The organism is Streptomyces sp. MMG1121, from assembly GCF_001280015.1.
GTDB lineage: Bacteria > Actinomycetota > Actinomycetes > Streptomycetales > Streptomycetaceae > Streptomyces.
Window position 1 is genome coordinate 1 of record NZ_LGDV01000192.1, and the last position, 25,798, is coordinate 25,798.

A 25,798-nucleotide genomic window follows, 5' to 3' on the forward strand; every position below is an offset into this window, starting at 1 on the left:
CTCTTTCGGCGCCCCGCGCCCCACCGCGCCCAGCCCCGGCGTCCGACTCTCCGTCACCGCGCCCAGCCCCGGCGCCCCCGCTCGCCCCGCGCCCCGGCGCCCCACCCCTGCTCTCCGCGCCCCGTTTTCCCACTCTTCAGCCGGGCATCACCGGAGGCCCTCTTTGTTCCGTCGGTGAACAATGGGTACCGTCTGCGTGTCCTTCCCGCCCATGGGTCGGTCGGTCGGTGGCCGAGCCCCCGGAGACGGTTAGGCTCTAGTCGCAAGGCAGAGCCGCAAGGCACACCGCCCCGCACTTCCAGCGTCACATCCAAGAAGGAGATGCTCGTGCCGTCCATCGACGTCGTCGTAGCCCGGGAAATCCTGGACTCCCGAGGCAACCCCACGGTCGAGGTCGAGGTCGGCCTCGACGACGGCAGCACGGGTCGTGCCGCCGTCCCGTCCGGCGCCTCGACCGGCGCCTTCGAGGCCATCGAGCTGCGCGACGGTGACCCGAACCGCTACCAGGGCAAGGGTGTCGAGAAGGCCGTCCTCGCCGTCATCGAGCAGATCGGCCCGGAGCTGGTCGGCTACGACGCCACCGAGCAGCGCCTGATCGACCAGGCCATGTTCGACCTGGACGCCACCGACAACAAGGGCTCCCTCGGCGCCAACGCCATCCTCGGCGTCTCCCTCGCCGTCGCCCACGCCGCCTCCGAGGCCAGCGACCTCCCGCTCTTCCGCTACCTGGGCGGCCCGAACGCGCACCTGCTGCCGGTGCCGATGATGAACATCCTGAACGGCGGCTCGCACGCCGACTCCAACGTGGACATCCAGGAGTTCATGATCGCCCCGATCGGCGCGGAGTCCTTCTCCGAGGCGCTGCGCTGGGGCACCGAGGTCTATCACACCCTGAAGAAGGTCCTGAAGAACAAGGGCCTGTCCACCGGTCTCGGCGACGAGGGCGGCTTCGCCCCGAACCTCGGCTCGAACCGCGAGGCCCTCGACCTCATCCTCGAGGCCATCAAGGAGGCCGGCTACGCCCCCGGCCAGCAGATCGCCCTCGCGCTCGACGTGGCCGCCTCCGAGTTCTACAAGGACGGCAAGTACCTCTTCGAGGGCAAGGAGCGCTCCGCCGCCGAGATGACGGAGTACTACGAGGAGCTGGTGGCGGCCTACCCGCTGGTCTCCATCGAGGACCCGCTGTTCGAGGACGACTGGGCCGGCTGGAAGGTCATCACCGACAAGCTCGGCGACAAGGTCCAGCTGGTCGGCGACGACCTGTTCGTCACCAACCCCGAGCGCCTCGCCCGTGGCATCGAGGACGGCGCCGCCAACGCGCTGCTCGTGAAGGTGAACCAGATCGGTTCGCTGACCGAGACCCTGGACGCCGTCGAGCTGGCCCAGCGCAGCGGCTTCAAGTGCATGATGTCGCACCGCTCCGGCGAGACCGAGGACGTCACCATCGCCGACCTGGCCGTCGCCACCAACTGCGGCCAGATCAAGACCGGTGCCCCGGCCCGCTCCGAGCGCGTCGCCAAGTACAACCAGCTGCTGCGCATCGAGGAGATCCTCGACGACGCCGCGGTGTACGCGGGCCGCAGCGCGTTCCCCCGCTTCAAGGGCTGAACGGCGACCCGGGCCAAGTCTTAGCCAGTCGTACGTACGTCCCCGTACCCGGTCCCGTACCGTGTCCGGGGACGTACGCGCGTGTTGACGGGAGGCGGGGAAGATGGCTGTGAAGGACCGGGACCGGTTCTCCACCGCGACCAGGCTGCGGCTGCTCGGCGAGCAGACGGCCGCCCGCGTCTACCGCTCCCAGACCAAGCGGCAGGCCCGCCGCTCCCGGCTCACGGGCCGCGCCGCGCTGCTCGCGCTGGTGCTGTGCTCGATGATCGTCGCGCTCGCCTATCCGATGCGGCAGTACGTCTCCCAGCGTGCGCAGATCTCCGACCTCCAGCGGCAGCAGGAGCAGGCGCGGGAGCGCGTCGAGCAGCTGCGCGACCTCAAGGCGCGCTGGCAGGACGACACCTACGCCGAGCAGCAGATCCGGCGCCGGCTGCATTATGTGATGCCGGGCGAGACCGGGTACGTGGTCGTCGACCCGGGCGCGGCCAGGCAGTCCCGCGCCGATCTGAGGGCCGCCCACCGGCCCTGGTACGCCAACGTCTGGGACGGGGTCGACAAGTCCGACGCCTCCGACCAGTAAGCCGGCCTCCGGCCGGTGACCGACAGAAAGTCATCCGAAAGCAGTCATGGAAACGCCTCCGCCGCCCACCCCGCGCACCGAGCCCACCGACGCGGACGTAGCGGCCTTCAAGCAGCAGCTCGGCCGCCCGCCGCGCGGCCTGCGGGCCATCGCGCACCGCTGCCCCTGTGGTCAGCCGGACGTCGTGGAGACGGCGCCGCGGCTGCCCGACGGCACACCGTTCCCGACGCTGTACTACCTGACGTGCCCGAAGGCGTCCTCCGCCATCGGCACGCTGGAGGCGAACGGCGTGATGAAGGAGATGACCGAGCGGCTGCAGACGGATCCCGGACTGGCCGCCGCCTACCGGGCCGCGCACGAGGACTACATCCGGCGCCGGGACGAGATCGAGGAGCTGAAGGGCTTCCCGAGCGCGGGCGGCATGCCGGACCGGGTCAAGTGCCTGCACGTCCTGGTGGCCCACTCGCTGGCCGCCGGCCCGGGCGTGAACCCGCTCGGCGACGAGGCCCTGGCGATGCTGCCCGAGTGGTGGCGCAAGGGAGCCTGCGTGACGCTCGGCGAGGACGGCGAGCCGGTCCACACCGAGGAGAACGAGAAGTGACCCGTGTCGCCGCCGTCGACTGCGGTACGAACTCCATCCGTCTGCTGGTCGCGGACGCGGACCCGAAGACGGGCGAACTGGTCGACCTGGACCGCCGGATGACGATCGTGCGGCTCGGCCAGGGCGTCGACCGCACCGGGCGGCTCGCGCCCGAGGCGCTGGAGCGGACGTTCGCCGCGTGCCGTGAGTACGCCGCGATCATCAAGGAGCACGGCGCCGAGAAGCTGCGCTTCGTCGCCACCTCCGCCTCGCGCGACGCCGAGAACCGCGACGTGTTCGTGCGGGGCGTGCTGGACATCCTCGGTGTCGAGCCGGAGGTGATCACCGGCGACCAGGAGGCCGAGTTCTCCTTCACCGGCGCCACGAAGGAGCTGACCGGCCGCGCCGACCTGGCCCGCCCCTATCTGGTCGTGGACATCGGCGGCGGCTCCACCGAGTTCGTGGTCGGCGAGGAGCACGTCCGGGCGGCGCGCTCGGTGGACGTCGGCTGTGTGCGGATGACGGAGCGTCACCTGGCGCACGGCGGCGAGGTCTCCGATCCGCCCACCGAGGAGCAGGTCGCCGCCATAAGGGCCGACGTCGAGGCCGCCCTGGACCTCGCCGAGCGGACGGTCCCGCTGCGCGAGGCGCACACCCTGGTGGGCCTCGCCGGCTCCGTCACGAGCATCTCGGCCATCGCCCAGGAACTGCCGGAGTACGACTCCGCGCGCATCCACCACTCCCGGGTTCGGTACGAGCGGGTCCGCGAGATCACCGCGTGGCTGCTGCGTTCCACGCACGCCGAGCGCGCCGCGATCCCGTCCCTGCACCCGGGCCGGGTCGACGTCATCGGCGCGGGCGCCCTCGTCCTGCTCGCGATCATGGAGCGGATCGGTGCGGAGGAGGTCGTGGTGAGCGAACACGACATTCTGGACGGGATCGCCTGGTCCCTCGCGTGAGGCACGAGGGGCCGTGAGAGGCCGCGAGGATCTCTTTCCGGCCCCTTTGCTACCGACCGGTAGCCTCCGTTGAGCAGGTTGGATAACGTGTGAGCGGGCCGTTCGGGCGTTCCGATGACACGCCGTCGGAAAAGTTCGTGAAGTTCTTCACAAGGAAATCGGCCCTGGTGGGGGATCAGAGACCCCTCATTGGCCCATCCGGGGGCCGAAGGGCCCGTCGAGTGCCTTTCCGGGGACGTTGCGCGGAGGTTTCCGGAGGGCGTCACGAGCCCCGTGCGACGATCACTGCGAAGGCCCCGAACGACCCGGACGAGCAGCTCACGCGGCCTTGACAACGGGTCAGAACGCCCCGGGGTTCCGTTTCGGCCGCATGACCTGTGTCACGCGAGCCGCGGAGTTTAGCACAGGCTCTGTCGGACCTTGTGAAGGGGCGCACGAGCACCCCTCGATGGGCGGGTGGATACTCGATGCCATGAGCACCACGGAGCGTCCCAGGATCCTCGTAGTAGGCGGTGGGTACGTAGGCCTGTACGCAGCTCGGCGCATTCTCAAGAAGATGCGCTTCGGAGAGGCGACCGTCACGGTCGTCGACCCCCGGTCGTACATGACCTACCAGCCCTTCCTCCCCGAAGCCGCCGCCGGCAGCATCTCCCCTCGGCACGTCGTCGTCCCGCTGCGACGCGTGCTGCCGAAGGCGGAGGTCCTCACCGGCCGGGTCACCACCATCGACCAGGACCGCAAGGTCGCCACGATCGCCCCGCTGGTGGGCGAGGCGTACGAGCTGCCCTTCGACTACCTCGTCATCGCGATGGGCGCGGTCTCGCGCACCTTCCCGATCCCCGGCCTCGCCGAGCAGGGCATCGGCATGAAGGGCATCGAGGAGTCCATCGGTCTGCGCAACCACGTCCTGGAGCAGCTGGACAAGGCCGACTCCACGACCGACGAGGAGATCCGCCGCAGGGCGCTCACCTTCGTCTTCATCGGCGGTGGCTTCGCGGGCGCGGAGACCATCGGCGAGGTCGAGGACATGGCCCGCGACGCGGCCAAGTACTACAAGAACGTGTCCCGCGAGGACATGCGCTTCGTCCTCGTGGACGCCGCCGACAAGATCCTGCCCGAGGTCGGCCCCAAGCTCGGCCAGTACGGCAAGGAGCACCTGGAGAGCCGCGGCGTGGAGATCTACCTCTCCACCTCGATGGACTCCTGCGTCGACGGCCACGTGGTGCTGAAGAACGGCCTCGAGGTCGACTCCAACACCATCGTGTGGACGGCCGGCGTCAAGCCGAACCCGGCCCTCGCCCGCTTCGGTCTGCCCCTCGGCCCGCGCGGCCACGTCGACTGCGAGCCGACCCTCCAGGTCAAGGGCACGGACTACATCTGGGCCGCCGGTGACAACGCACAGGTCCCGGACCTCGTCGGCCGCAAGGCGGGCAACGAGAACGCCTGGTGCCCGCCGAACGCCCAGCACGCGCTGCGCCAGGCCAAGGCCCTCGGCGACAACGTGGTCTCCGGTATGCGGGGCTTCCCGCAGAAGGAGTACGAGCACGCCAACAAGGGTGCGGTGGCCGGTCTCGGCCTGCACAAGGGCGTCGCGATGATCGTCATGGGCAAGATGAAGATCAAGCTCAAGGGCCGCCTCGCCTGGTACATGCACCGTGGTTACCACGGCATGGCGATGCCGACCTGGAACCGCAAGATCCGCATCTTCGCCGACTGGACGCTCGGCATGTTCCTCAAGCGCGAGGTCGTCTCCCTCGGCGCCATGGAGAACCCCCGCGAGGAGTTCTACGAGGCCGCCAAGCCGGCGCCGGCCGTCGCCGCGAAGACCGAGGAGAAGGCCAAGGCCTCCTGACCCCACCGGTCGCTGATCCAACCTGAAGACCTCCCGCCATCCGTGGTGCGGGAGGTCTTCCGGCGTTCCCGGACGCGGTGACCTACATGGCACATACAACTGTTTTGCTCAGTTGTAACTCCTTTGCGGGACTGCGCGGGACGGTCGACGGTGTTTACGTGGTGAACAGCTGTCCGGGATCGTCTTCTTGGAGGTGTGCGTCATGGCCGACGCCGCGTCGCGGCTGAAGAGTCTCGCCGAGCAGGCACTGGGAGCACCGTTGCCGGTACGGCTGCGAGCCTGGGACGGATCGCAGGCCGGACCGCCGGACGCGCCGGCGCTGGTCGTGCGCAACCGCCGCGCTCTGCGCCGCATGCTGTTCAAACCAGGCGAACTGGGCCTCGCCCGCGCCTGGGTCGCCGGCGACCTGGGCGTCGAGGGCGACCTGTACACGGTGCTCGCCGCGATGGCGGGACTGGTGTGGGAGCGCGGGGAGGACGCCCGCGGCCTCGTCGAGGCCGTGCGCGATCCCGACGTACGCGCCGCCGCCCGCGAACTGCTCAAGCTCGCCGGGCCCCCGATTCCGCCCGCCCCGCCGCGCGAGGAGCTCCGCAGGCCCCGCCGGCGCCTGCACACCCGGCGCACCGACAAGCGGGCCATCAGCCACCACTACGACGTCGGCAACGACTTCTACGAGCTGGTCCTCGGCCCCTCGATGGTGTACTCGTGCGCCTACTGGGAAGAGGACGGCACCCTGGAGAGCGCCCAGCGCGACAAGCTCGAACTCATCAGCGCCAAGCTCGGTCTGACGCCCGGTGAGCGGCTGCTGGACGTCGGCTGCGGCTGGGGCTCCATGGCGATCCACGCCGCCCGCGAGCACGGCGTGAGCGTCCTCGGGGTCACCCTCTCGCAGGAGCAGGCCGTCTACGCCCGTAAGCGGGTCGCCGAGGAGGGGCTGGCCGACCGGGTGGAGATCAGGGTCCAGGACTACCGGGACGTCGTGGACGGCCCCTTCGACGCGATCTCCTCCATCGGCATGGCCGAACACGTCGGTGCCGAACGCTATCTGGAGTACGCGAGCCAGCTGTACGCCCTGCTGAAGCCCGGCGGACGGCTGCTCAACCACCAGATCGCCCGCCGCCCACGGCGCGACGAATCGGCGTACACCGTGGACGAGTTCATCGACGCCTACGTCTTCCCCGACGGCGAACTCGCCCCGGTCGGCACCACCGTCACCCAGCTGGAGCGCGCCGGCTTCGAGGTGCGGGACGTGGAGTCGATCCGCGAGCACTACGCCCGCACCCTGCGCCGCTGGGTCACCAACCTGGAAGCGGACTGGGCCCGCGCGGTCCGGCTCACCAGCCCCGGCCGTGCCCGTGTCTGGCTGCTGTACATGGCCGCCTGCGCGCTCGCCTTCGAGACCAACCGCATCGGCGTCAACCAGGTCCTGGCGGTCCGCACACCGGACTCGGGCGCGTCCGGGCTGCCGCTGCGCACCCGCACCTGGAACACCTGACACGGCGAGGGCCCCGCTCCGGTGACGGAACGGGGCCCTCTTCTGTGGCGCGTGCGGGGCGCCTCGTACGGCTACTCGGCCTTGATCGCCGACAGCATGTTCAGCTTCGCCGCGCGCCGGGCCGGCCACAGGGCGGCCAGGATGCCGACCGCGCCCGCCAGCAGCAGGAAGACGGCCATCCGGCCCCAGGGCAGGACCAGTTCGTACGTCGGCATCTTCGTGCCGAGGAGCTGACCGGCGGCCCAGCCGAAGAACACGCCCAGACCGATGCCGAGCACGCCGCCGAACAGGGAGATCACCAGCGACTCCAGGCGGACCATCCGCTTGACCGCCTTGCGGTCCAGGCCGATCGCGCGGAGCATCCCGATCTCCTGGGAGCGCTCGAAGACCGACATGGCCAGGGTGTTGATGACTCCGAGGACCGCGACGATCACCGCCATGCCGAGCAGGCCGTAGAGCATGTTCAGCATCGTCGAGAACATCTTCGCGACGTCGTTGGAGATGTCCTTCTTGTCCTGGATCTTGATCGCCGGGTTGGTGCCGAGGACCTTCGCCAGCTCGGTCTTCGTCGCCTCGGAGGTGCCGCCCGCCGTCTTGACCATGACCTGCATGTCGGCCGGGTCCTTCAGGTGCGGGGTGAGGACCTGGTTGTCGAGCATGATCCCGTTGATCATGTCGTTGCCCTCGTAGACGCCGGCGACGGTCAGCTGCTGGGCCTTGCCGTCCTCGAAGTGCGCCGTGAAGTGCGAACCGGGCGTCCAGTCGTTCTTCTTGGCCCGGTCCTTGTCGACCACGACCCGGGTGCCGCTCACGGTGAAGGAGCCGTCGTCCACCTTCAGGTCCGTCAGCTTCGCTATGGACGCGCCGTCGACCCCCGTCAGGAACTCGGTCTTGCCGCCGATACGGGACGGGGCGCTGCGCAGCGGGCTGCTGGCGGTGACGACGTCGGTGGTGGCGAGCTTCTTCGCCACGTCCGGGGAGAGCGGGGAGCGGTTGGCCATCGAGACGACGTAGTCCGCGCGGATCGCCGAGGAGGCCATCTTGTCGATCGCCGTCTGCAGGCTGCCCGCCATCACCATCATACCGGTGATCAGGGTCAGGCCGATCATCAGCGCGGAGGCGGTGGCCGCCGTACGGCGCGGGTTGCGCACCGAGTTCTGGCGGGCCAGCTTGCCCGAGACGCCGAAGGCGCGCAGCACCGGGGAGGCGGCCGCGATCAGCGGGCGGGACAGCAGCGGGGTCAGGATGAACACGCCGATGATGAGCAGGACCGCGCCGATGCCCATCGGGCCCTGGGCGGAGTCGGCGCTCATCGTGGTGGCCGAGAGGACCACCGCGACGCCGGCCGCCGCGAACAGCGCGCCGAACGTGTTGCGCAGCACCAGCGACTTGGTGGTGGCCTTGGCGTGCACGCTGCTCATCGCCGCGACCGGCGGGATCTTCGCGGCCCGGCGGCCGGGCAGCCAGGCGGCCAGCATGGTGATGAGGATGCCGACCGCGAGGGCGGCCACCACGGTGCCGGGGCTGATCACCAGCGGTCCGTCGGGCACGCTCGCGCCGAAGGAGCCGAGCAGCGAGCGCAGGCCCGCGCCGATGCCGATACCGGCGGCCAGACCGGTCACACCGGCGACCGTGCCGACCGCGAACGCCTCGATCAGCACCGAGCGGGTGACCTGGCGGCGGGAGGCGCCGACCGCGCGCAGCAGGGCCAGCTCCCGGGTGCGCTGGGCGACCAGCATGGTGAAGGTGTTGGCGATGATGAACGTGCCGACGAACAGCGCGATGCCCGCGAACACCAGCAGCGCCTGCTTCAGACCGCTCATCGATTCCGCGATCGCCTTCGCCTGGTCGTCGGCGAGCTGCTTGCCGGTGGTGGTCTCCACCAGCTGCGTGGGCAGGGCCTTGTCGAGTTCGGCCTTCAGCGCGGACTGGCTGGTGCCGGCCGCGGCCTTGACGTCGATCTCGTCGTACGTGCCCTTCTTGCCGAACAGTGCCTGCGCGGTCGGGGTGTCGAAGAGCGTGAGGCTGCCGCCCGCCGCGACGTTGCCGTCGTCGGTGGTGAAGATGCCCGCGACGGTCGGGGTGAGGACCGGGCCGTCGACGGAGAGCCGCACGGTGTCGCCGACCTTGTAGCCGGCCCGCTTCGCGGTCTCGGAGTCGAGCAGCACCTCGCCCTTGCCGTGCGGGGCGTGGCCGCTGACCAGCGGGTACCGGGCGTCCTTGGCGCCCCAGTAGTTGCCGCCGGCGGACTGCCAGTCGCCGCCGACCAGCTTGCCGTCCTTGCCGGCGAGCGCGGTGAAGCCGGTGACGACGCCGGTCGCGGAGGCCGCGCCGGGAACCTTCTGGGCCTTCTCCAGCAGCGCCCGGGTCAGATCGGGCGTCCTGCCGACCTTGTCACCCTCGGAGTCCTGGTACTTGGCCTGTACGGCGACGTCGACCTGGTCGAAGCCCTTGGCGGAACTCTTCTGGTAGGCGTCGGAGATGGTGTTGGTGAAGACCAGCGTCCCGGACACGAACGCCACGCCGAGCATGACGGCGAGCACGGTCATCAGGAGCCGGGCCTTGTGCGCGAGGACGTTGCGCAGGGCGGTGCGGAACATCAGCTGGTACGGCCCTTCGCGTCGAACTGCTTCATCAGGTCGAGGACGGAGTCGGCGGTGGGGCCGTGGATCTCGTCCACGATCCGGCCGTCCGCGAGGAAGACCACGCGGTCGGCGTAGGCGGCGGCGACCGGGTCGTGCGTCACCATGACCACCGTCTGGCCCAGTTCGCGCACCGAGTTGCGCAGAAAGCCGAGCACCTCGGCGCCGGAGCGCGAGTCGAGGTTTCCGGTCGGCTCGTCGCCGAAGATGATGTCGGGCTTGGAGGCGAGGGCGCGGGCGACCGCCACGCGCTGCTGCTGACCGCCGGAGAGCTGCGAGGGCCGGTGGCTGAGCCGCCCGGACAGGCCGACCATCTGGATCACGCGGTCCAGCCACGCCTTGTCGGGCCTGCGGCCCGCGATGTCCATCGGGAGGGTGATGTTCTCCAGCGCGGTCAGCGTCGGCAGCAGGTTGAAGGCCTGGAAGATGAAGCCGATCTTGTCCCGGCGGAGCTTGGTGAGCTGCTTGTCCTTCAGGGAGCCCAGTTCGGTCTCGCCGATCCGCACGGAACCCGAGGAGAAGGTGTCCAGGCCGGCCACGCAGTGCATCAGCGTGGACTTGCCGGAGCCGGACGGGCCCATGATCGCGGTGAACTCGGCCTGGCGGAAGTCGACGGAGACCCGGTCCAGGGCGACCACCCGGGTCTCACCCTGCCCGTAGATCTTCGACAGCTCCGTGGCGCGTGCGGCCACGGCAGTGGTCCGGCCGGCGGTGGGTGTGGTGGTCACGGGAGGGTGCTCCTGTCGGGGGACGACGTGTGTTCGTGAGGACTGCTCCATCGTCTCGGCGCAAAAGGCGTGTGGAGTCAGTCGCTGTTCCGGTTCCGGGGGGCGACTCGGGTCGGACGGGAGGCCGCCGTGTCATACCTGGGGAGGACGGCCGACCCTGAGGAACCCGGTCGCGTTGCGGTCGGGAAATTGCGGAAGGCGCCGCCGAGGCACACACAAGAGGCACCCAAGGCGCACTCAAGATGCGCTCAAGGCGCGATCGAGAGGCGATCGAGACGCACTCCGGGCGTCGTCGAAAGAGTGTCGGACGATGTCGAGAACAGGTGGAACGCCCTTGTTCAGACGGTGAAATTCCGTCATTCCGCGTACGCGCGTACCCCCCTCACGTCACGCTGTTTGGCAAGTGCGGATGGCGCGTTCCGCGGGCTGATGCACCCTCAGACGTCAATAAAATAAGACAACATCGGTCCACCCTTCCGCTGATCGGGGGATGGGTCCCGATAGGCTCGGACTCCTCGACGCGGAGCCCATGGCCTGCCCGGATGGTGGAATGCAGACACGGCGAGCTTAAACCTCGCTGCCCCTTCGCGGGCGTGCCGGTTCAAGTCCGGCTCCGGGCACCACCGCGCCTTGGGACGGGGGCGGCCGCGCAGGCCATTCCGTCCCCTCCCGCCCTCTCGCGGCGTTTCCCGCGTTGCTTCCGCTCATCCATTGACATCGAACGCACCCCGGCGCAGACTCACGCCAGCAGTTGGTGAAGAAAACTTCACCAGGCGAACAGGCCGGGACAGGCTTGAATGGAACGACCAGCGGGCGACGCCGCCGCGGGAAGGGACAGGGCCCATGCGCACCACCGTCGGGATCATCGGAGCGGGTCCGGCCGGACTGCTGCTCGCGCGGCTGCTGCACCGCGCCGGCATCGACTCGGTGGTCCTGGAGAGCCGCGACCGCGCCTACGTCGAGCACCGCCAGCGCGCCGGGATCCTGGAGCAGGGCACGGTCGACGTGCTGCGCGCCGCCGGGGCCGGGGAGCGGATGGACCGCGAGGGACTGCGCCACGACGGCATCGAGCTGCGCTTCGACCGCCGCCGCCACCGCGTCGACTTCCCCGCCCTGACCGGCGGGCGGTCCGTGATGGTGTACGCCCAGACCGAGGTCTGCAAGGACCTCATCGCCCTTCAGCTGAAGGAGGGCGGCCCGCTGCTGTTCGAGGCGCAGGCGCTGGCGGTCCGGGACGCGGACGGCGACCGGCCGCTCATCGCCTTCCGGCACCAGGGCCGCGAGGACGTGCTGGAGTGCGACTACGTCGTCGGCTGCGACGGCTTCTGGGGCGTGGCCAGGAAGGCCGTCCCGGCCGCCCTCTCCCGGGTGTTCGAACGGACGTACCCCTACGCCTGGCTGGGCATCCTCGCCGACGTGCCGCCCTCGCACGACGAACTCGTCTACGCCCGCCACGACCGCGGCTTCGCCCTGCTGTCGATGCGCTCCCCGTCCGTCTCCCGGCTCTACCTCCAGGTCCCCGCGGCGACGCAGGCCGACCGGTGGACGGACGACGAGATCTGGTCCGAACTCGACCGGCGCCTCGAGACGGACGACTGGCGGCTGGAGCGCGGGCCCCTCACCCACAAGTCGGTCACGCCGATGCGCTCCTTCGTCCACGAACCGATGCGCCACGGCCGGCTCTTCCTGGCCGGTGACGCCGCCCACATCGTTCCGCCGACCGGGGCCAAGGGCCTGAACCTCGCCGTCGGCGACGTCGTCACCTTCGCGCGGGCACTGGTCCACGAGCGGGAGACCGGCTCCCCGGACCTCCTCGACGCCTACTCCGCGACCTGTCTGCGCCGCGTCTGGCAGGCCGAGCGGTTCTCCTACGACATGACGACCCTGCTGCACCAGGCCCCGGACGCCACGCCGTTCGACGCCCGGCTCCAGCGCGCCCGGCTGGAGCGGATCGCCTCCTCCCGCGCCACCGAGACCGACCTGGCCGAGGCGTACACCGGCTTTGCTCTCGGTTAGGTCGCAGGTTCGTCATGGAACGCGATCACTCATGGCCGGGAATCGCCCGTACGCGTACCGTGTGGGGCAGCACGGCAGGGGAAAGATCCTCCTCAAGTATCATGGTCGGTCCTTTGCCAATCCATTACGCTTTGAGCCAAGGCTGCGCACGGCGGCCATCGAGGAGTGAGATGAGGAGCAGTAACCCGGTCTTCTCGCGACGGGGGTTCAGCCGCGACAACGGCTACGCCGGCTTCAACACCGCACCGCAGGCCGGGTACGCACCGCAGGGCAACCCGTACGCGCAGAACCCCTACGCGCAGAACCCGTACGCCCAGCAGGGTGTCGGCGCACCGCCGCAGGCCCCGGTCACCACCGACCGGATGACGATGGACGACGTCGTCGTCCGCTCGGCCATGACGCTCGGCACGGTCGCCGTCGGCGCCGTCCTCGCCTGGGCGCTGCTGCCGGTCTCGGCGACGAGCTACGGCCTGGCCGTCGGTTCCGCGATCGTCGCGTTCGTCCTGGCGATGATCCAGAGCTTCAAGCGCACCCCGGTGCCCGCGCTGATCCTCGGGTACGCCGCGTTCGAGGGCGTCTTCCTCGGCGTCATCAGCGAGATGTACAACAGCCGCTGGAGCGGCGCCCCCTTCCAGGCGGTGCTCGGCACCATGGCGGTCGCCGGCGCGACCCTGCTCGTCTACAAGGCGGGCTGGATCCGCGTCACCGCCCGCTACGCCCGCATGGGCCTCGCCATCGCGATGGCCTTCATGGTCGTCATGGCGATCAACCTGCTGCTGGTGGCGTTCGGCGTCGCCGAGAACGGCGGCCTGCGCAGCTTCGGCCCGCTCGGCGCGGCCGTCGGCATCTTCGCCATCCTGCTCGGCGCGTTCTTCCTCACGCTGGACTTCAAGCAGATCGAGGACGGCATCGCCTACGGCGCCCCGCGGAACGAGTCCTGGCTCGCCGCGTTCGGTCTCACCATGACCCTGGTGTGGATCTACGTGGAGATGCTGCGACTGGTGGCGATCTTCACCAACAACGACTAGCGGACCAGTCGGTCGGCCGAAGTCGACGGTAGGGGCCCCGGGCTGACGCAGCCCGGGGCCCTTCGTCGTCTAGAGCAGCTTGCGGGCCGCCCTCCTCAAGTCGTACTCGTGCACGATCGCCTTCGCGTGGCCGTACGCGAGGCCGTGCTCGTGCCTGAGCCAGCTGACCTTCTCCTCGAAGCGGAACAGGGCGGGTCCTTCTTCGACGGTGCGCAACCAGTCGGAGATGTCACGACCGGTGCAGTGCGGAATGCGGGCGAGCAGGTTGCGGTGGGTCTCCTCGGAGAAGAGCTGGGACATCGGCGCCTCCGAACGCAAAGGGGATGTAAGCCGGTCCTTCACGTCACCGTGCCTGAGCGTTCGCGTGTTGGCAACAGTGCGGCGCGTTACGCTCGGCGCGTGGTTGATACGACGCCCTTGACTCAAGCAGTGGATCACTTCGCCGACCGGCTGCGGGCCGCTCCGCAGAGCCGGCTGCAGAGAGGGGCCGCGGCGGAGGCGCTGGCACTGGCCCAGGAGTTGGCCCAGTGGGCGCAGCGCGTCGAGGAGCCGGGGAGCGAGCCCCGTCAGATGCCGGATGCGGGAATGTTCGCGGCGGCGGATCAGATTCTCGTCGCCGCGCATGACTTGGCTCTGGTGCTGCACAGCGAGCACGAGGTTTTTGAAGCGGTGAGCCTGGTGGAGGAGGCGCGCAAGAGGGCGGGGGTCTGAGGGGCGCCGCCCCTTGCCGGTGGCTCAGAGGGAGGCTATGACCCTGTCCGCCAGGATGTAGACCATGTCCTCGCCGCAGGCGAAGGTGAGGGTGTAGGCGCCCGAGATGCCCGAACCGCCGAGGAGGTACGGGGTGTCGCCCGTCTCCACGGCCGCCGCCAGGCGTTCGGCGGTCTCGCGGTGGCCCGGGGTCATGCACAGGGTGGTGCCGTCGGCGAAGACGTAGACGTCGAGGGTGCCGAGCGGGCCCGGGCGGACGTCGGCCAGTTCGACGCGTTCGGCGCTCAGCTGCTCCAGCGTGGTCACCGTGCGCTCGTGGTCGTTGACCGCGGGCGACTGCACCGGGACGAAGTCGGGGTGCGAGGGGTGCCGGCGGCGGGCCGCGGCCAGTTCGGGGGAGTCCCCGGCGAACTCGTCGGCGTCGGTGGTCTGCTCGGACACCGGCTCCAGGCCGACGAAGTCGCTCTGCCGCGGCAGGAACACGTCGGCGTCGGACAGGCCGAGCAGCGACGGTGCGTCGGAGGCGTCACGGGCCTCCTGAGCGGCCCAGAAGGCGCGCGCCTCGGCCAGTTCCCGCTCCCGCTCCTCGGCGAGTGCCTCGGCCACGGCCGCACGTATCTGGTCGGCGTCGCTGTGGCTGCGGGCGTTCGGCACCAGCGCGCGCGTGGCGGCTGACTGGCTCTCCGCGAGCTGTGCCTGCAGTGCCGTGAGCTGACGGCGCAGCTTCAGAACGGTGCGCAGGACGGCGACGCCCACGGCGCCGGTGGCGGCCGTGGTGAGCAGCAGGGCGATCGGCATGGCGCTCACTGACGTACTCCCGGTTCAAAGTCGACCCCCGACTTCCTACATCAGCTTGAAGGGTGGACTAACCAGCTGTCAGTGCGTAACGTCACGAAACGGACAGGACTTTGGCCTCGTGGATTTCTTGAGAACCATGTTGACCTGCACTGACCTGCATGGATGCGGCCGGCGAGCGAGATAGGTCACATCCTGGGGGAGATTGGATCACGAAAAGGCCCGGAACCGTGGTGTTTCCTCGGTTCCGGGCCGATTCCTGACGTGACGTGCCTGTCCCGCTACGGTCGGTGGGTCAGCTGAGGCGCTCGATGACCATCGCCATGCCCTGGCCGCCGCCGACGCACATCGTCTCCAGGCCGAACTGCTTGTCGTGGAACTGCAGCGAGTTGATGAGCGTGCCGGTGATGCGGGCGCCGGTCATGCCGAAGGGGTGGCCCACGGCGATGGCGCCGCCGTTGACGTTCAGCTTGTCGAGGTCGATGCCGAGGTCGCGGTAGGAGGGGATCACCTGGGCGGCGAAGGCCTCGTTGATCTCGACCAGGTCGATGTCGTCGATGGTCAGACCGGCGCGGCGCAGGGCCTGCTTGCTGGCCTCGACCGGGCCGAGGCCCATGATCTCGGGAGACAGGCCGGAGACGCCGGTGGACACGATGCGGGCGAGCGGGGTCAGGCCCAGCTCGCGGGCCTTGGTGTCGGACATGATGACGACGGCCGCGGCGCCGTCGTTGAGCGGGCAGCAGTTGCCGGCCGTGACGAGCCCGTCCGGGCGGAAGACCGGCTTGAGTCCGGCCACTCCCTCCAGGGTGACGCCCGCGCGCGGGCCGTCGTCCTTGCTGACGACGGTTCCGTCGGGGAGCGTGACCGGGGTGATCTCCCGCTCCCAGAAGCCGTTCTTGATGGCTTCCTCGGCGAGGTTCTGCGAGCGGACGCCGAACTCGTCCATGTCCTGGCGGGTGATGCCCTTGGCGCGGGCCAGGTTCTCGGCGGTCTGGCCCATCGCGATGTAGGGGTCGGGGAGCAGGCCGTCCTCGCGCGGGTCGTGCCAGGTCGTGCCCTCCTGCTGGGCGACGGCCTCGGTGCGGGCCTCGGCCTCGGCGAAGAGCGGGTTGTGCGTGCCGGGCATGCCGTCGGAGCTGCCGTTGAGGTAGCGGGAGACCGTCTCGACACCGGCCGAGATGAAGACGTCGCCCTCGCCGGCCTTGATGGCGTGCAGGGCCATGCGGGAGGTCTGCAGGGAGGAGGAGCAGTAGCGGGTGATCGTGCAGCCGGGCAGGTGGTCCATGCCCATCTGCACGGCGACGATACGGCCGAGGTTGTGCCCCTGCTCGCCGCCGGGGAGGCCGCAGCCGAGCATCAGGTCGTCGATGTCCCGGGGGTCCAGCTCGGGGACCTTGGCGAGTGCGGCCTGGATGATCGTGGCGGTGAGGTCGTCGGGGCGCAGGTCCTTCAGGGAGCCCTTGACGGCGCGGCCGATGGGGGAGCGGGCGGTCGAGACGATGACGGCTTCGGGCATCACGGCTCCAGTGGACGGTGTTTTTTCGGGCAGTGCCGGTTGGGAAGTTACCGGTACGTATGGTCTGGGTCACCGGTGTGGGGGTGTGACACTGACCGCAGTTTCTAAGCGCTTGCTTGGGCCTCCGGGGTTCGGCCGACGAGGTGCGGGTGCCACGGTGCGGGTGGGCGGGAGCGCCGCCCAGGGGGCTCCGCCTCCCGGACCCCCTTCTCGTCCACCCTCCCACCCGTCTCCGCTCGGTCGAAGGGCTGCCGCACCGGGCGGCGTCCGCCGACCGGCCGAGACGCCCCCGGCTGTGCCTGCCGACTGACGGGGACGGGCGGGTGGGCAAGGCGGGTCAGCGTGACGGGGTTGCCGGTTCGGCTTCCGGGACCCTGCGCCTGCGCCTTCGCTTCAGCAGGGCCCAGGGGCCGCGCGGGCCGGTCGGCATCGCCGCTGTGACTTCCGTGCCCGCCTCGGAGGCGGCCTCCGCTGCTGCTCGGGCCACCGGCAGGAAGCCCTCGCGGCGGGACACGTCCGGGCGTTCCTCCTCCGCCGGCCACAGGCCGAGGGCCGCGCAGACCGTGGGGAGGACGGCCATCGCCGCTGTCGCGTAGCCCTCTGCCGAGGGGTGGTAGTTGTCCGGGCCGAACAGTTCCCGGGGGTTCGCCTCGAACTCCGGGCCCAGCAGATCGCCCAGCGACACCGTGCGCCCGCCCTGCTCCACCGCCCCGATGGTCTGCGCCGCCGCCAGTTGCCGCGAGGCCCGCCGGGCCAGCCAGCGCAGCGGCTGCTGCACCGGCTCGATGGTGCCGAGATCGGGGCAGGTGCCGACCACCACCTCCGCACCGGCCGTGCGCAGCCGCCGTACCGCCGACGACAGATGCCGTACCGAACGGGTCGGCGGCATCCGGTGGGTCACGTCGTTCGCGCCGATCATGATCACGCAGACGTCGGGGACCGGGGATGCCGAAGAGAGCGCCAAGGCCACCTGGCGGTCCAGGTCGTTCGACTGGGCGCCCGGCGACGCCACGTTCCGCAGCTCCACCGGGCGTTCCGCCACCGCCGCCAGCCCCGCCGCCAGCAACGCCCCCGGCGTCTGGCCCGCCCGGTGCACGCCCTGCCCGGCCGCCGTGGAGTCGCCGAGCACGACCAGCTGGAGGGGAGGTTCGCCGGGGACGTCGTAGGCGTGGCCGTAGACGCCGTCGGCCACCGGCACCCGGCCGCCGCTGCCGTTGCCCACATGGCGCCGGGCCAGCCGTACCTCGGCCAGCAGCAGGCCCACGGCCGCCGCGCCGACCAGGCCGGCCCCGCCACCGCCGTACGCCGCTCCGGCCGCGATACGCCGGGCCACCCGTGCCCTCGACATGTTCGTCATGCGTCGCCGCCACCTCCCTCGTAGCCGTACATCCACTCCTTGCCCCGTACAGGCCGTGCGCCAATCTCAACGGGGAGTGAACGACCGCCCGAGGCGCACAGCTGGCCTTAGGCTGGCGACACCACTACGACCACACCTTTTGCAGCAACCGGAGACAACGGTGCAATTCCACGACTCGATGATCAGCCTCGTCGGCAACACCCCGCTGGTGCGGCTCAACAACGTGACCAAGGGCATCCGGGCGACCGTCCTTGCCAAGGTGGAGTACTTCAACCCCGGCGGCTCCGTGAAGGACCGCATCGCCCTGCGCATGATCGAGGCCGCCGAGCAGAGCGGGGAGTTGCGGCCGGGCGGCACCATCGTCGAGCCGACCAGCGGGAACACCGGTGTGGGGCTGGCGATCGTCGCCCAGCAGAAGGGGTACAAGTGCATCTTCGTGTGCCCCGACAAGGTGAGCACCGACAAGATCAACGTGCTGCGCGCGTACGGCGCGGAGGTCGTCGTCTGCCCGACCGCCGTGGATCCCGAGCACCCCGACTCGTACTACAACGTCTCCGACCGGCTCGTCCGGGAGACCCCGGGCGCCTGGAAGCCGGACCAGTACTCCAACCCCAACAACCCGCTCTCCCACTATCACTCGACCGGCCCCGAGCTGTGGGAGCAGACGGAGGGGAAGATCACCCACTTCGTGGCGGGCGTGGGCACCGGGGGGACGATCTCCGGCACCGGACGCTACCTGAAGGACGCCAGTGACGGTCGCGTCCAGGTCGTCGGCGCCGACCCGGAGGGCTCCGTCTACTCCGGCGGCTCCGGGCGGCCGTATCTGATCGAGGGCGTGGGCGAGGACTTCTGGCCGACCGCCTACGACCGCACCGTCGCCGACGAGATCGTCGCCGTGTCCGACAAGGACGCCTTCCAGATGACCCGCCGCCTGGCCAAGGAGGAGGGGCTGCTGGTCGGCGGCTCCTGCGGTATGGCCGTCGTGGCGGCGCTGAGGGTCGCCGAGCGGCTCGGGCCCGACGACGTCGTGGTCGTGCTCCTGCCCGACAGCGGGCGCGGGTACCTCAGCAAGATCTTCAACGACGAGTGGATGGCCGACTACGGCTTCCTCGAGGACGAGGGCCCCAGCGCCCGCGTCGGCGACGTCCTCGACCACAAGGCGGGCGGCTCCATCCCGTCCCTGGTGCACATGCACCCCGAGGAGACCGTCGGCCAGGCCATCGAGGTGCTGCGCGAGTACGGCGTCTCGCAGATGCCGGTCGTCAAGCCGGGCGCCGGTCACCCGGACGTGATGGCCGCCGAGGTCGTCGGCTCGGTCGTGGAACGGGAGCTGCTGGACGCCCTGTTCTCCCAGCGTGCCTCCCTGACCGACCCGCTGGAGAAGCACATGTGCCCGCCGCTGCCGCAGGTCGGCTCCGGCGAGCCGGTCGCCGACCTGATGTCCGTGCTCGGCGCGGCGGACGCGGCGATCGTCCTCGTCGAGGGCAAGCCGACCGGTGTGGTCAGCCGGCAGGACCTGCTGGCCTTCCTCGCCAAGGGCGGAAAGCAGTAGCCGAACAGGCGGTGAACCGCCGGTTTCCCCGCGCCACTTGTGGGTGGTCTGCCGGACGGGCGGACTTCTCGGAAGTGGTACGAGCGTGTCACGTCCGCGCAGCACACGCTTAACACGGGTCCGGCAGATTGGTGGGCGTCGGCAGGGCGCGGAGGTACCCCAGGCGTCAAGCACTGGGGGAGGCTCCCCGCCCGGGCCGACGCCGAACGGCGCCAAGGACCTCCGGAGCGGCTCCCGGACCTCCATGGACGCCACGGACGCGGAAGCCCGGCCCTGACCCGGCCCGTGTCCCTCGCGGGGACCGCCGTCGTCCCGCCCCCCGGAAACGGGGGTGCGGCGGTCCCCGCGAAAGCCTTTCCCCAGCGGTCAGACCGTCGTCCAGCTGCCCAGCAGTGCCAGTCGCTCCGCCGTCTCCGAGCCCGCCTCCGGCGTGTACACCACGATCGTCTGTTCCGGGTCCTGCCCGACGGTCAGGGTCTCGTACGGCAGGGTCAGCAGGCCCGCCACCGGGTGCCGGATCTTCTTCACGCCGTACGCGCACTCCCGGACCTCGTGGTCCGCCCACAGCCGGCGGAAGTCCTCGCTCTTCAGGGAGAGTTCGCCGACCAGGGCGCACAGTTCGGGGTCGTCGGCGTATCTGCCTGCGGCGAGTCGCAGATGGGCCACCGTCTGCGCGGCCACCGCCGCCCACTCGGGGTACAGCTCGCGCCCGGCCGGGTCCAGGAAGACCTGCCGGGGGATGTTCCGTCCGGCCGGCGGCAGTCGGCTGAAGCCGTTCACCGCGTCCCCGAGCGCGTTCCACGCGAGCACGTCCATACGGCGGCCCAGCACGAACGCCGGGCTGCGCTCCATGCCGTCGAGCAGGATCTGGACGCCGGGGCGGACCCGGGGGGCGGGCGGCCGCCGGTCCCGTGCTCCGCGCTGCCGCTGCCGTGGCCGGGCCACCGTCCTCAGATAGGCGTGCTCGGTCTCGTCCAGCCGCAGCACCCGGGCGATCGCGTCCAGCACGGCGTCACTGACTCCCCCCGACGCCGTCCGGGAGGTGCCCCCGGATCCCCGGCCCTGCTCCAGGCGGATGTAGTAGTCGACGCTCACCCCCGCGAGCTGGGCCACCTCCTCGCGGCGCAGGCCCGGTACGCGGCGCCGCCCGTGTCTGGTCAGCCCCACCTCCTCGGGCTGGATGCGTGCACGTCGCGAGCGCAGGAAGTCGCCGACTTCCCCTTCAGGCCAGTCCCCGTCCATACGTCGATCGTAGGGGAGGCGCGCACGGCCAACCTGGTACTGGCAAACCCAGGAAAAGCTCATCCCTGGGTACGGCCGCCGGACCCGGCGAAGGTGGAGTCAGCCGCCGGGGAGACGCCCCGGCGGGACGATCCGGGGGGAACACCCATGTCGTACGAGAACCTGTCCGGCCGTACCGCCGTCGTCACCGGCGCCGCCAGCGGCATCGGTGAGGCCCTCGCGCTGCAACTCGCCGCCGAGGGCGCCCGGGTGGCGCTGCTCGCCCGGCGCGCGGACCGGCTTCAGGCGCTGGTGGAGAAGATCCGGGCCGACGGGGGCGAGGCGCTCGCCGTGGCCGCCGACGTCACCGACGACGCGTCCGTGGACGCGGCCCGGGACCTGGTGCACGAGACGTTCGGGCCCGTCGACCTCGTCGTGAACAACGCCGGTGTCATGCTTCCGAACCCGGTCGTGGAGGGCCGGCTCGACGAGTGGCAGCGGATGCTCGACACGAACGTCACCGGCGTCCTGCGGGTCATCCGCGCCTTCGGCGCCGACCTGGTGGCCGCCGCGGCCGAGGGCCGCACCGCCGACCTGGTCAACGTCTCCTCCGTCGGGGCCCACATCCCCTTCCCCAACTACGCGGTGTACGGCGCCACGAAGGCCGCGGTCACCTATCTCTCGCAGTCCCTGCGCGGCGAGTTCGGGCCGCGGGACGTGCGGGTGACGAACATCGAGCCGGGGCTGACGGAGACGGAGCTGAAGGACCACATCGACAGCGCGGAGCTGTCCGGGCAGCTGGACGGCATGCTCGACGCGATCGGCACCCTGTCGGCGGCGGAGGTCGCGGACGTCGTCGCGTACGCCACCAGCCGGCCCCGGCACGTCAACCTCCGCCAGATCATGGTCCTGCCGACCCGGCAGGCCTGAGCCGGAGGGCTGCTCAGCCGTCCTCGCGGGACCGCTCGCGCCGGCCGCTGAGCAGTTCGGGGTTGAGCCGGACCGCCTGGGCGAAGTTGACGCCGACGATGCCGGCCCAGGCGGCGAACGTCCCGGCCGTCCCCGCGATGCCACCGCAGACGGCGGTCAGCGGGATCGCGAGGATCAGCGAGATGATCGCGAACCCGAAGCGCTCCGCCCAGGTGTCGGCGTCCTTCGGCCGCCGGGCGCCGCGCGCGCTCTGCGTCTGCTGCTCGGCGAGGTGCCGCCGCACCCGGCGGTCCACCGCGTCGTCGATCCGCTGCTCGACCTTCTCCAGGAAGGAGTCCACCAGCGCGGCGTCGTAGTCGTCGCCCAGATCCCGTCGCGCCCGCACCGTGGCGTCGAGGTCCTTGCGCAGGTCCACGTCCCGCGGGTCCAGATTGTTCATGCCGTTCAGATTAGGGAGCGGCCGCCTGCACCGCACTGGGGATAGCCCCCCTGTCCCGTCTCAGGGCAGCAGGCTCACGACCCCGGTGCCGAGGTCGAACCGGGCCGCCTCGACCCCGGCGGAGCCGAACGCCGGGTCGGCCCGGATGACGTCCCGTACCCACGCGGTGTGCGCCCGCATCGTGTGCTCCGCCCAGTTCCCGCTCCGCTCCCGGGTACGCCGTGCGGCGGGCGCGATCTCGTCCACCAGCAGTTCCAGATGGCCCGGCACGGCCGCCCCGGTGCGCAGATGCTCCAGCGTGGCGGCGACCGCACCGCACCGCTCGTGCCCGAGCACCAGCACGAGCCGGATGCCCAGCTCCTGGACGCCGTACTGGACGGAGCCGAGCACGGCCTCGTCCAGCACCTGGCCGGCGGTCCCGGTGCACAGCAGGTCCCCGAGCCCCTGGTCGAAGACCAGCTCCGGCGGCAGCCGGAAGTCGACGCAGCCGACGACGACCGCGAACGGGCGCTGCCCGGCACGGCCGCCGTGCGGGTGCCGGGGGCGGCCGGCGGCGTAGCGTGCGTTGCCGGCGAGGAGTTCACCGAGCGCGGCGGCGGCAGTGGACGGCGGTGCGGGGTGGAGCGTGGGCACGGCCATGACGCTTCCTCAGGAGTCGTACCGATAGCGCCTGTTCACGGAGCGCTTGTTCACCGTACGCAGGGGAAACGTCACCCTCAGTCGCCGTTTAACGACACTTGGCTGATTCGTCGTCAGATCATCGACGTGGCGATACCGCTCCTTGGCCGACAGCGGGCGCGGGCGCCGCGGGCTCCGGCGCGTACGCCGCATTGCGCCGTCCGACCAGCCAGTACAGCAGCGCCGGTACGGCCAGACCGACGATCCAGGAGACGTCCGCGCCGCCCAGCGGGTCCACCAGCGGGCCGGTGTAGAAGCTCGTGGCGAGGAACGGCAGCTGGGCGAGCAGGCCGGCCGCGTAGACCGCGAGGGCGTCCCAGCGCCACGCTCCGTAGCGGCCGTTCGGGTCGGACAGCGCCGGGATGTCGTACCGCTCCTTCGAGATCAGGTAGTAGTCGACCAGGTTGATCGCCGACCAGGGCGTGAAGAACGTCAGCAGGAACAGCAGGAAGTCCTTGAAGGAGGACAGGAAGCTGTCCTTGCCCAGCAGTGCCACCGCCGTGCCCAGCACCATGATCAGCGCGATGTACGCGGCCCGGCCGGCCCGGGACAGCCGCCGCTGTTCCCTGAAGCCGCTCACGCTCGTCACCATCGACATGAAGCCGCCGTAGGTGTTGAGCACGTTGATGGTGAGCTTGCCGAGCGCGATGACGAAGTAGAAGAAGGAGGCCACCAGGCCGGTGCCGCCGAGCGCGACGACGTAGCCGACCTGGCTGTCCAGGAACCTCGCGCCCGCGGTGGCCGCGACCAGCACCCCGAACGTCATCGACCACTGGCTGCCCAGCGCCGAGCCGGACAGGGTCCACCAGAAGGTCGCCTTCGTGGACGTCGTGCGCGGCAGATAGCGCGAGTAGTCCGCGACGTACGGCCCGAAGGCCAGCTGCCAGGACGCCGACAGGGACATCGCCAGCAGGAACATCGGCAGGGAGAAGTGGGCGTCGTGCAGGAGCGCGGTCACGTCGGCCCGGTCGAGGAGTCGTACGCCCAGACAGACGAAGGCGAGGGCGCAGATCGTGCTCGTGATCCGGCCGAGGGCGTGGATCACCCGGTAGCCGACCGCCGCCGTGACCGCCGTGACGGCCGCGAAGACGACGATGCCGGTCGTGTCGTTCGTGTGCGTCAGCTCGCCCACCGCCTGCCCGGCGAGCACGCTGCCGGACGCGAAGAAGCCGATGTACATCACCACGACCAGCAGCAGCGGTACGACCGCCCCGCGCACCCCGAACTGCGCCCGTGACTGGATCATCTGAGGCAGGCCCAGCTTCGGGCCCTGCGCCGAGTGCAGGGCCATCACCGCGCCGCCGAGCAGATTGCCGAGCAGCAGGCCGACGACCGACCAGACGACGTCGCCGCCGAAGACGACCGCGAGGGCGCCGGTGACGACGGCCGTGATCTGCAGGTTGGCGCCCAGCCACAGGGTGAACTGGCTGAAGGCCGTGCCGTGCCGCTCCTCGTCCGGAACGACGTCGATGGAGCGCAGTTCCACCAGGCCGCTCACCTACTTCACCAGCCCGTGCTGCCGGGCGTAGGCGTTCGCCACGTCCTCTGGGTCCTTCTTGTCCTTGTCCACCTGGCGGTTCAGCTCGGTGAGCTGGGCGGTGGTCAGCAGGTTGCCGAGCCCCGCGAGTGCCTTGCGGACGGTGTCGTCGGCCTTGCGGTCGGCGACGAGCGGGACGATGTGCTGGCTGGGGACCAGATGCGCGGGGTCGGTCAGCACCACCCAGTCGTTGGCCTTGATGTCGGTGTCGGTGGTGAAGAGGTTCGCCACGTCCACGTCGCCCTTCTTCAGCGCGCCCTTGACCAGCGGCCCGTCGGAGTCGAGCGACTTGAACTCCTTGAATTCCACGCCGTAGACGTCCTTCAGGCCCACTGCGCCGACCTGGCGCTTCTTCACTTCGGGCGCGGCGCCGATGACGAGCTTGCCGTTGTGCTTCCTCAGGTCGGCGAGGGAGGCCAGGCCGTACTTCCTCGCGGTCTGCCGGGTGACGACGAAGGCGTCCGAGTCCTCCGCCATGCCGTACGGCAGCACCTGGAGGCCGGCGGGCAGGGCCTGGGCGAGGGCGTTCTGCATGGCGCCCGCCTCGGTGGGCGTGGCCTTGGGGTCGAGGTAGTTGAGCAGGGCGCCCTGGTACTCGGGCAGGAGGTCGATGTCGCCGCCCCTGAGGGCCGGGATGACGATCTCGCGGGTGCCGAGGTTGGGGCGGACGGTCACCTTCACGCCGGCGCCCTTCAGGGCGGCCGCGTAGAGGTAGCCGAGCACCTGGTTCTCGGTGAAGTTGGCGGTGCCGATGGTGACTCCGCCCTTGCTGGAGCCGCCGCCGCTGGTGGAGCCCTGGCTGTTGAGCGAGGTGATGCCGCCTCCGCAGGCGGTCAGGGCGGGGACGGAGGCGACCGCGAACAGGCCGCCGAGGACAGTACGTCGGTTCATTGCGGGGGTCCTCGGGTTTCCTAGGCGGTGCGGTGGCGGAACAGGAAGCGCTGGAGGGAGGCGAGGGCCACGTCCAGGACGATGGCGACCAGGGCGACCAGCACCGCGCCGCCGAGCACCTGGACGAGGTCGCGTTGGGCGAGGCCGTCGAAGACGTAGCGGCCGAGGCCGCCGAAGGAGACGTACGCGGCGATCGTGGCCGTGGCGACCACCTGGATCAGGGCCAGCCGCAGGCCGGTCATGATCAGCGGGAGGGCGAGCGGCAGTTCCACCTGGAGCAGTACCTGGTGGCCGCGCATGCCCTGGCCGCGCGCCGCGTCCTTGACGTCCGGGTCGACGGCCGTCATGCCGGCGTAGGTGTTGGTGACGATCGCCGGCACCGCGAGGGCGACCAGCGCGACGTACACCGGCAGCATCGACAAGCCGCCGGCCAGGAAGACCAGCACGACCAGGCCGACGGTGGGCAGGGCGCGACCGAAGGAGGCGAGGTTGATCGCGAGGAACGCGCCCTTGCCGGTGTGTCCGATGAGCAGGCCGAGCGGCAGTCCGATGGCGGCCGCGATGAGCGTGGCCAGCAGGGAGTACTGCAGGTGCTCGGCGAGACGGTGGGCGATGCCGTCGGGCCCGGCCCACTGGGCGCCGCTGGTCAGCCAGCTGCCGAGGTTCTTGAGCAGTTCGTACAT

At 70.5% G+C, this 25,798-nt stretch carries 23 protein-coding genes and 1 tRNA gene; 12 read left to right on the forward strand and 12 right to left on the reverse strand.

Features of this window, described 5'->3' with window-relative positions; translation table 11 throughout:
- Positions 1–321: 321 nt before the first annotated feature.
- The 6 genes from eno to ADK64_RS21600 all read left to right on the forward strand — a co-directional run bounded on the left by eno (position 322) and on the right by ADK64_RS21600 (position 7,074).
- The gene (gene eno, locus ADK64_RS21575; RefSeq protein ID WP_053661477.1) at positions 322–1,608 is read left to right on the forward strand and encodes a phosphopyruvate hydratase; all 1,287 of its coding nucleotides are present in this window, start codon (positions 322–324) and stop codon (positions 1,606–1,608) included.
- Positions 1,609–1,711: 103 nt separating this feature from the next.
- A complete protein-coding gene (locus tag ADK64_RS21580; RefSeq protein ID WP_053661478.1) occupies positions 1,712–2,188 on the forward strand; it encodes an FtsB family cell division protein in 477 nt (158 codons plus the stop codon).
- 46 nt (positions 2,189–2,234) lie between these two features.
- The gene (locus tag ADK64_RS21585) at positions 2,235–2,789 is read left to right on the forward strand and encodes a DUF501 domain-containing protein (protein WP_053661479.1); all 555 of its coding nucleotides are present in this window, start codon (positions 2,235–2,237) and stop codon (positions 2,787–2,789) included.
- A complete protein-coding gene (locus ADK64_RS21590; protein WP_053661480.1) occupies positions 2,786–3,727 on the forward strand; it encodes a Ppx/GppA phosphatase family protein in 942 nt (313 codons plus the stop codon). Before ADK64_RS21585 ends, ADK64_RS21590 begins: the two co-directional genes overlap by 4 nt.
- Before the next feature lie 472 nt (positions 3,728–4,199).
- Complete coding sequence (locus ADK64_RS21595) at positions 4,200–5,579, forward strand: NAD(P)/FAD-dependent oxidoreductase (RefSeq protein ID WP_078992771.1); 1,380 nt, start codon at positions 4,200–4,202, stop codon at positions 5,577–5,579.
- Positions 5,580–5,781: 202 nt separating this feature from the next.
- Positions 5,782–7,074, forward strand: a complete 1,293-nt coding sequence (locus tag ADK64_RS21600) for an SAM-dependent methyltransferase (RefSeq protein ID WP_053661482.1) — start codon at positions 5,782–5,784, stop codon at positions 7,072–7,074.
- A gap of 71 nt (positions 7,075–7,145) precedes the next feature.
- On the opposite strand, the gene ADK64_RS21605 is transcribed toward ADK64_RS21600, so the two are convergent.
- Both ADK64_RS21605 and ADK64_RS21610 read right to left on the reverse strand, forming a co-directional pair.
- Positions 7,146–9,674, reverse strand: a complete 2,529-nt coding sequence (locus ADK64_RS21605) for an ABC transporter permease (protein WP_053661483.1) — start codon at positions 9,672–9,674, stop codon at positions 7,146–7,148.
- Complete coding sequence (locus ADK64_RS21610) at positions 9,674–10,444, reverse strand: ABC transporter ATP-binding protein (RefSeq protein ID WP_053661484.1); 771 nt, start codon at positions 10,442–10,444, stop codon at positions 9,674–9,676. Before ADK64_RS21610 ends, ADK64_RS21605 begins: the two co-directional genes overlap by 1 nt.
- 536 nt (positions 10,445–10,980) lie before the next feature.
- On the opposite strand from ADK64_RS21610, the gene ADK64_RS21615 reads away from it, so the two are divergent.
- The 3 genes from ADK64_RS21615 to ADK64_RS21625 all read left to right on the forward strand — a co-directional run bounded on the left by ADK64_RS21615 (position 10,981) and on the right by ADK64_RS21625 (position 13,488).
- Positions 10,981–11,067 (forward strand) — tRNA-Leu (locus ADK64_RS21615).
- Between the two features lie 220 nt (positions 11,068–11,287).
- Positions 11,288–12,460: a 4-hydroxybenzoate 3-monooxygenase gene (locus ADK64_RS21620; RefSeq protein WP_053661485.1), complete on the forward strand. Its 1,173-nt coding sequence runs from the start codon at positions 11,288–11,290 to the stop codon at positions 12,458–12,460.
- A 170-nt stretch (positions 12,461–12,630) separates the two neighbouring features.
- Positions 12,631–13,488 carry a Bax inhibitor-1/YccA family membrane protein gene (locus ADK64_RS21625; protein ID WP_053661486.1) on the forward strand — a complete coding sequence of 286 codons (858 nt, stop codon included), beginning with the start codon at positions 12,631–12,633 and terminating at the stop codon, positions 13,486–13,488.
- 69 nt (positions 13,489–13,557) lie between these two features.
- On the opposite strand, the gene ADK64_RS21630 is transcribed toward ADK64_RS21625, so the two are convergent.
- Entirely contained in the window at positions 13,558–13,788 is a 231-nt protein-coding gene (locus tag ADK64_RS21630; RefSeq protein ID WP_053661487.1) for a DUF4287 domain-containing protein, read from the reverse strand.
- Between the two features lie 99 nt (positions 13,789–13,887).
- Here ADK64_RS21630 and ADK64_RS21635 point away from each other — a divergent pair, with 99 nt between their 5' ends.
- Positions 13,888–14,199, forward strand: coding sequence for a hypothetical protein (locus ADK64_RS21635; protein WP_199829676.1), 312 nt, complete (start codon positions 13,888–13,890; stop codon positions 14,197–14,199).
- Between the two features lie 24 nt (positions 14,200–14,223).
- On the opposite strand, the gene ADK64_RS21640 is transcribed toward ADK64_RS21635, so the two are convergent.
- The 3 genes from ADK64_RS21640 to ADK64_RS21650 all read right to left on the reverse strand — a co-directional run bounded on the left by ADK64_RS21640 (position 14,224) and on the right by ADK64_RS21650 (position 17,867).
- On the reverse strand, positions 14,224–15,006 hold the full coding sequence (locus tag ADK64_RS21640) for a hypothetical protein (RefSeq protein ID WP_053661489.1): 783 nt from the start codon (positions 15,004–15,006) through the stop codon (positions 14,224–14,226).
- Between the two features lie 283 nt (positions 15,007–15,289).
- Positions 15,290–16,510, reverse strand: coding sequence for an acetyl-CoA C-acetyltransferase (locus ADK64_RS21645; protein ID WP_053661490.1), 1,221 nt, complete (start codon positions 16,508–16,510; stop codon positions 15,290–15,292).
- A 337-nt stretch (positions 16,511–16,847) separates the two neighbouring features.
- On the reverse strand, positions 16,848–17,867 hold the full coding sequence (locus ADK64_RS21650; RefSeq protein WP_199829677.1) for an SGNH/GDSL hydrolase family protein: 1,020 nt from the start codon (positions 17,865–17,867) through the stop codon (positions 16,848–16,850).
- A 160-nt stretch (positions 17,868–18,027) separates the two neighbouring features.
- Here ADK64_RS21650 and ADK64_RS21655 point away from each other — a divergent pair, with 160 nt between their 5' ends.
- A complete protein-coding gene (locus ADK64_RS21655; RefSeq protein WP_053661491.1) occupies positions 18,028–19,419 on the forward strand; it encodes a cystathionine beta-synthase in 1,392 nt (463 codons plus the stop codon).
- A 366-nt stretch (positions 19,420–19,785) separates the two neighbouring features.
- Here the strand turns inward: ADK64_RS21655 and ADK64_RS21660 are convergent, their stop codons facing one another.
- Positions 19,786–20,661, reverse strand: a complete 876-nt coding sequence (locus tag ADK64_RS21660) for a helix-turn-helix domain-containing protein (protein ID WP_053661492.1) — start codon at positions 20,659–20,661, stop codon at positions 19,786–19,788.
- Positions 20,662–20,808: 147 nt separating this feature from the next.
- Between ADK64_RS21660 and ADK64_RS21665 the strand changes: the two genes are divergently transcribed.
- On the forward strand, positions 20,809–21,570 hold the full coding sequence (locus ADK64_RS21665) for an SDR family oxidoreductase (RefSeq protein ID WP_053661493.1): 762 nt from the start codon (positions 20,809–20,811) through the stop codon (positions 21,568–21,570).
- 13 nt (positions 21,571–21,583) lie between these two features.
- Here ADK64_RS21665 and ADK64_RS21670 read toward each other — a convergent pair whose 3' ends face one another.
- The 5 genes from ADK64_RS21670 to ADK64_RS21690 all read right to left on the reverse strand — a co-directional run bounded on the left by ADK64_RS21670 (position 21,584) and on the right by ADK64_RS21690 (position 25,798).
- Positions 21,584–22,009, reverse strand: a complete 426-nt coding sequence (locus tag ADK64_RS21670) for a hypothetical protein (protein WP_053661494.1) — start codon at positions 22,007–22,009, stop codon at positions 21,584–21,586.
- Positions 22,010–22,069: 60 nt separating this feature from the next.
- On the reverse strand, positions 22,070–22,648 hold the full coding sequence (locus tag ADK64_RS21675; protein WP_078992772.1) for a carbonic anhydrase: 579 nt from the start codon (positions 22,646–22,648) through the stop codon (positions 22,070–22,072).
- A gap of 118 nt (positions 22,649–22,766) precedes the next feature.
- Positions 22,767–24,185 carry a purine-cytosine permease family protein gene (locus ADK64_RS21680; protein ID WP_053661495.1) on the reverse strand — a complete coding sequence of 473 codons (1,419 nt, stop codon included), beginning with the start codon at positions 24,183–24,185 and terminating at the stop codon, positions 22,767–22,769.
- Entirely contained in the window at positions 24,186–25,115 is a 930-nt protein-coding gene (locus ADK64_RS21685; protein ID WP_053661496.1) for an ABC transporter substrate-binding protein, read from the reverse strand.
- Positions 25,116–25,135: 20 nt separating this feature from the next.
- On the reverse strand, positions 25,136–25,798 hold the full coding sequence (locus ADK64_RS21690; protein ID WP_053661497.1) for an ABC transporter permease: 663 nt from the start codon (positions 25,796–25,798) through the stop codon (positions 25,136–25,138).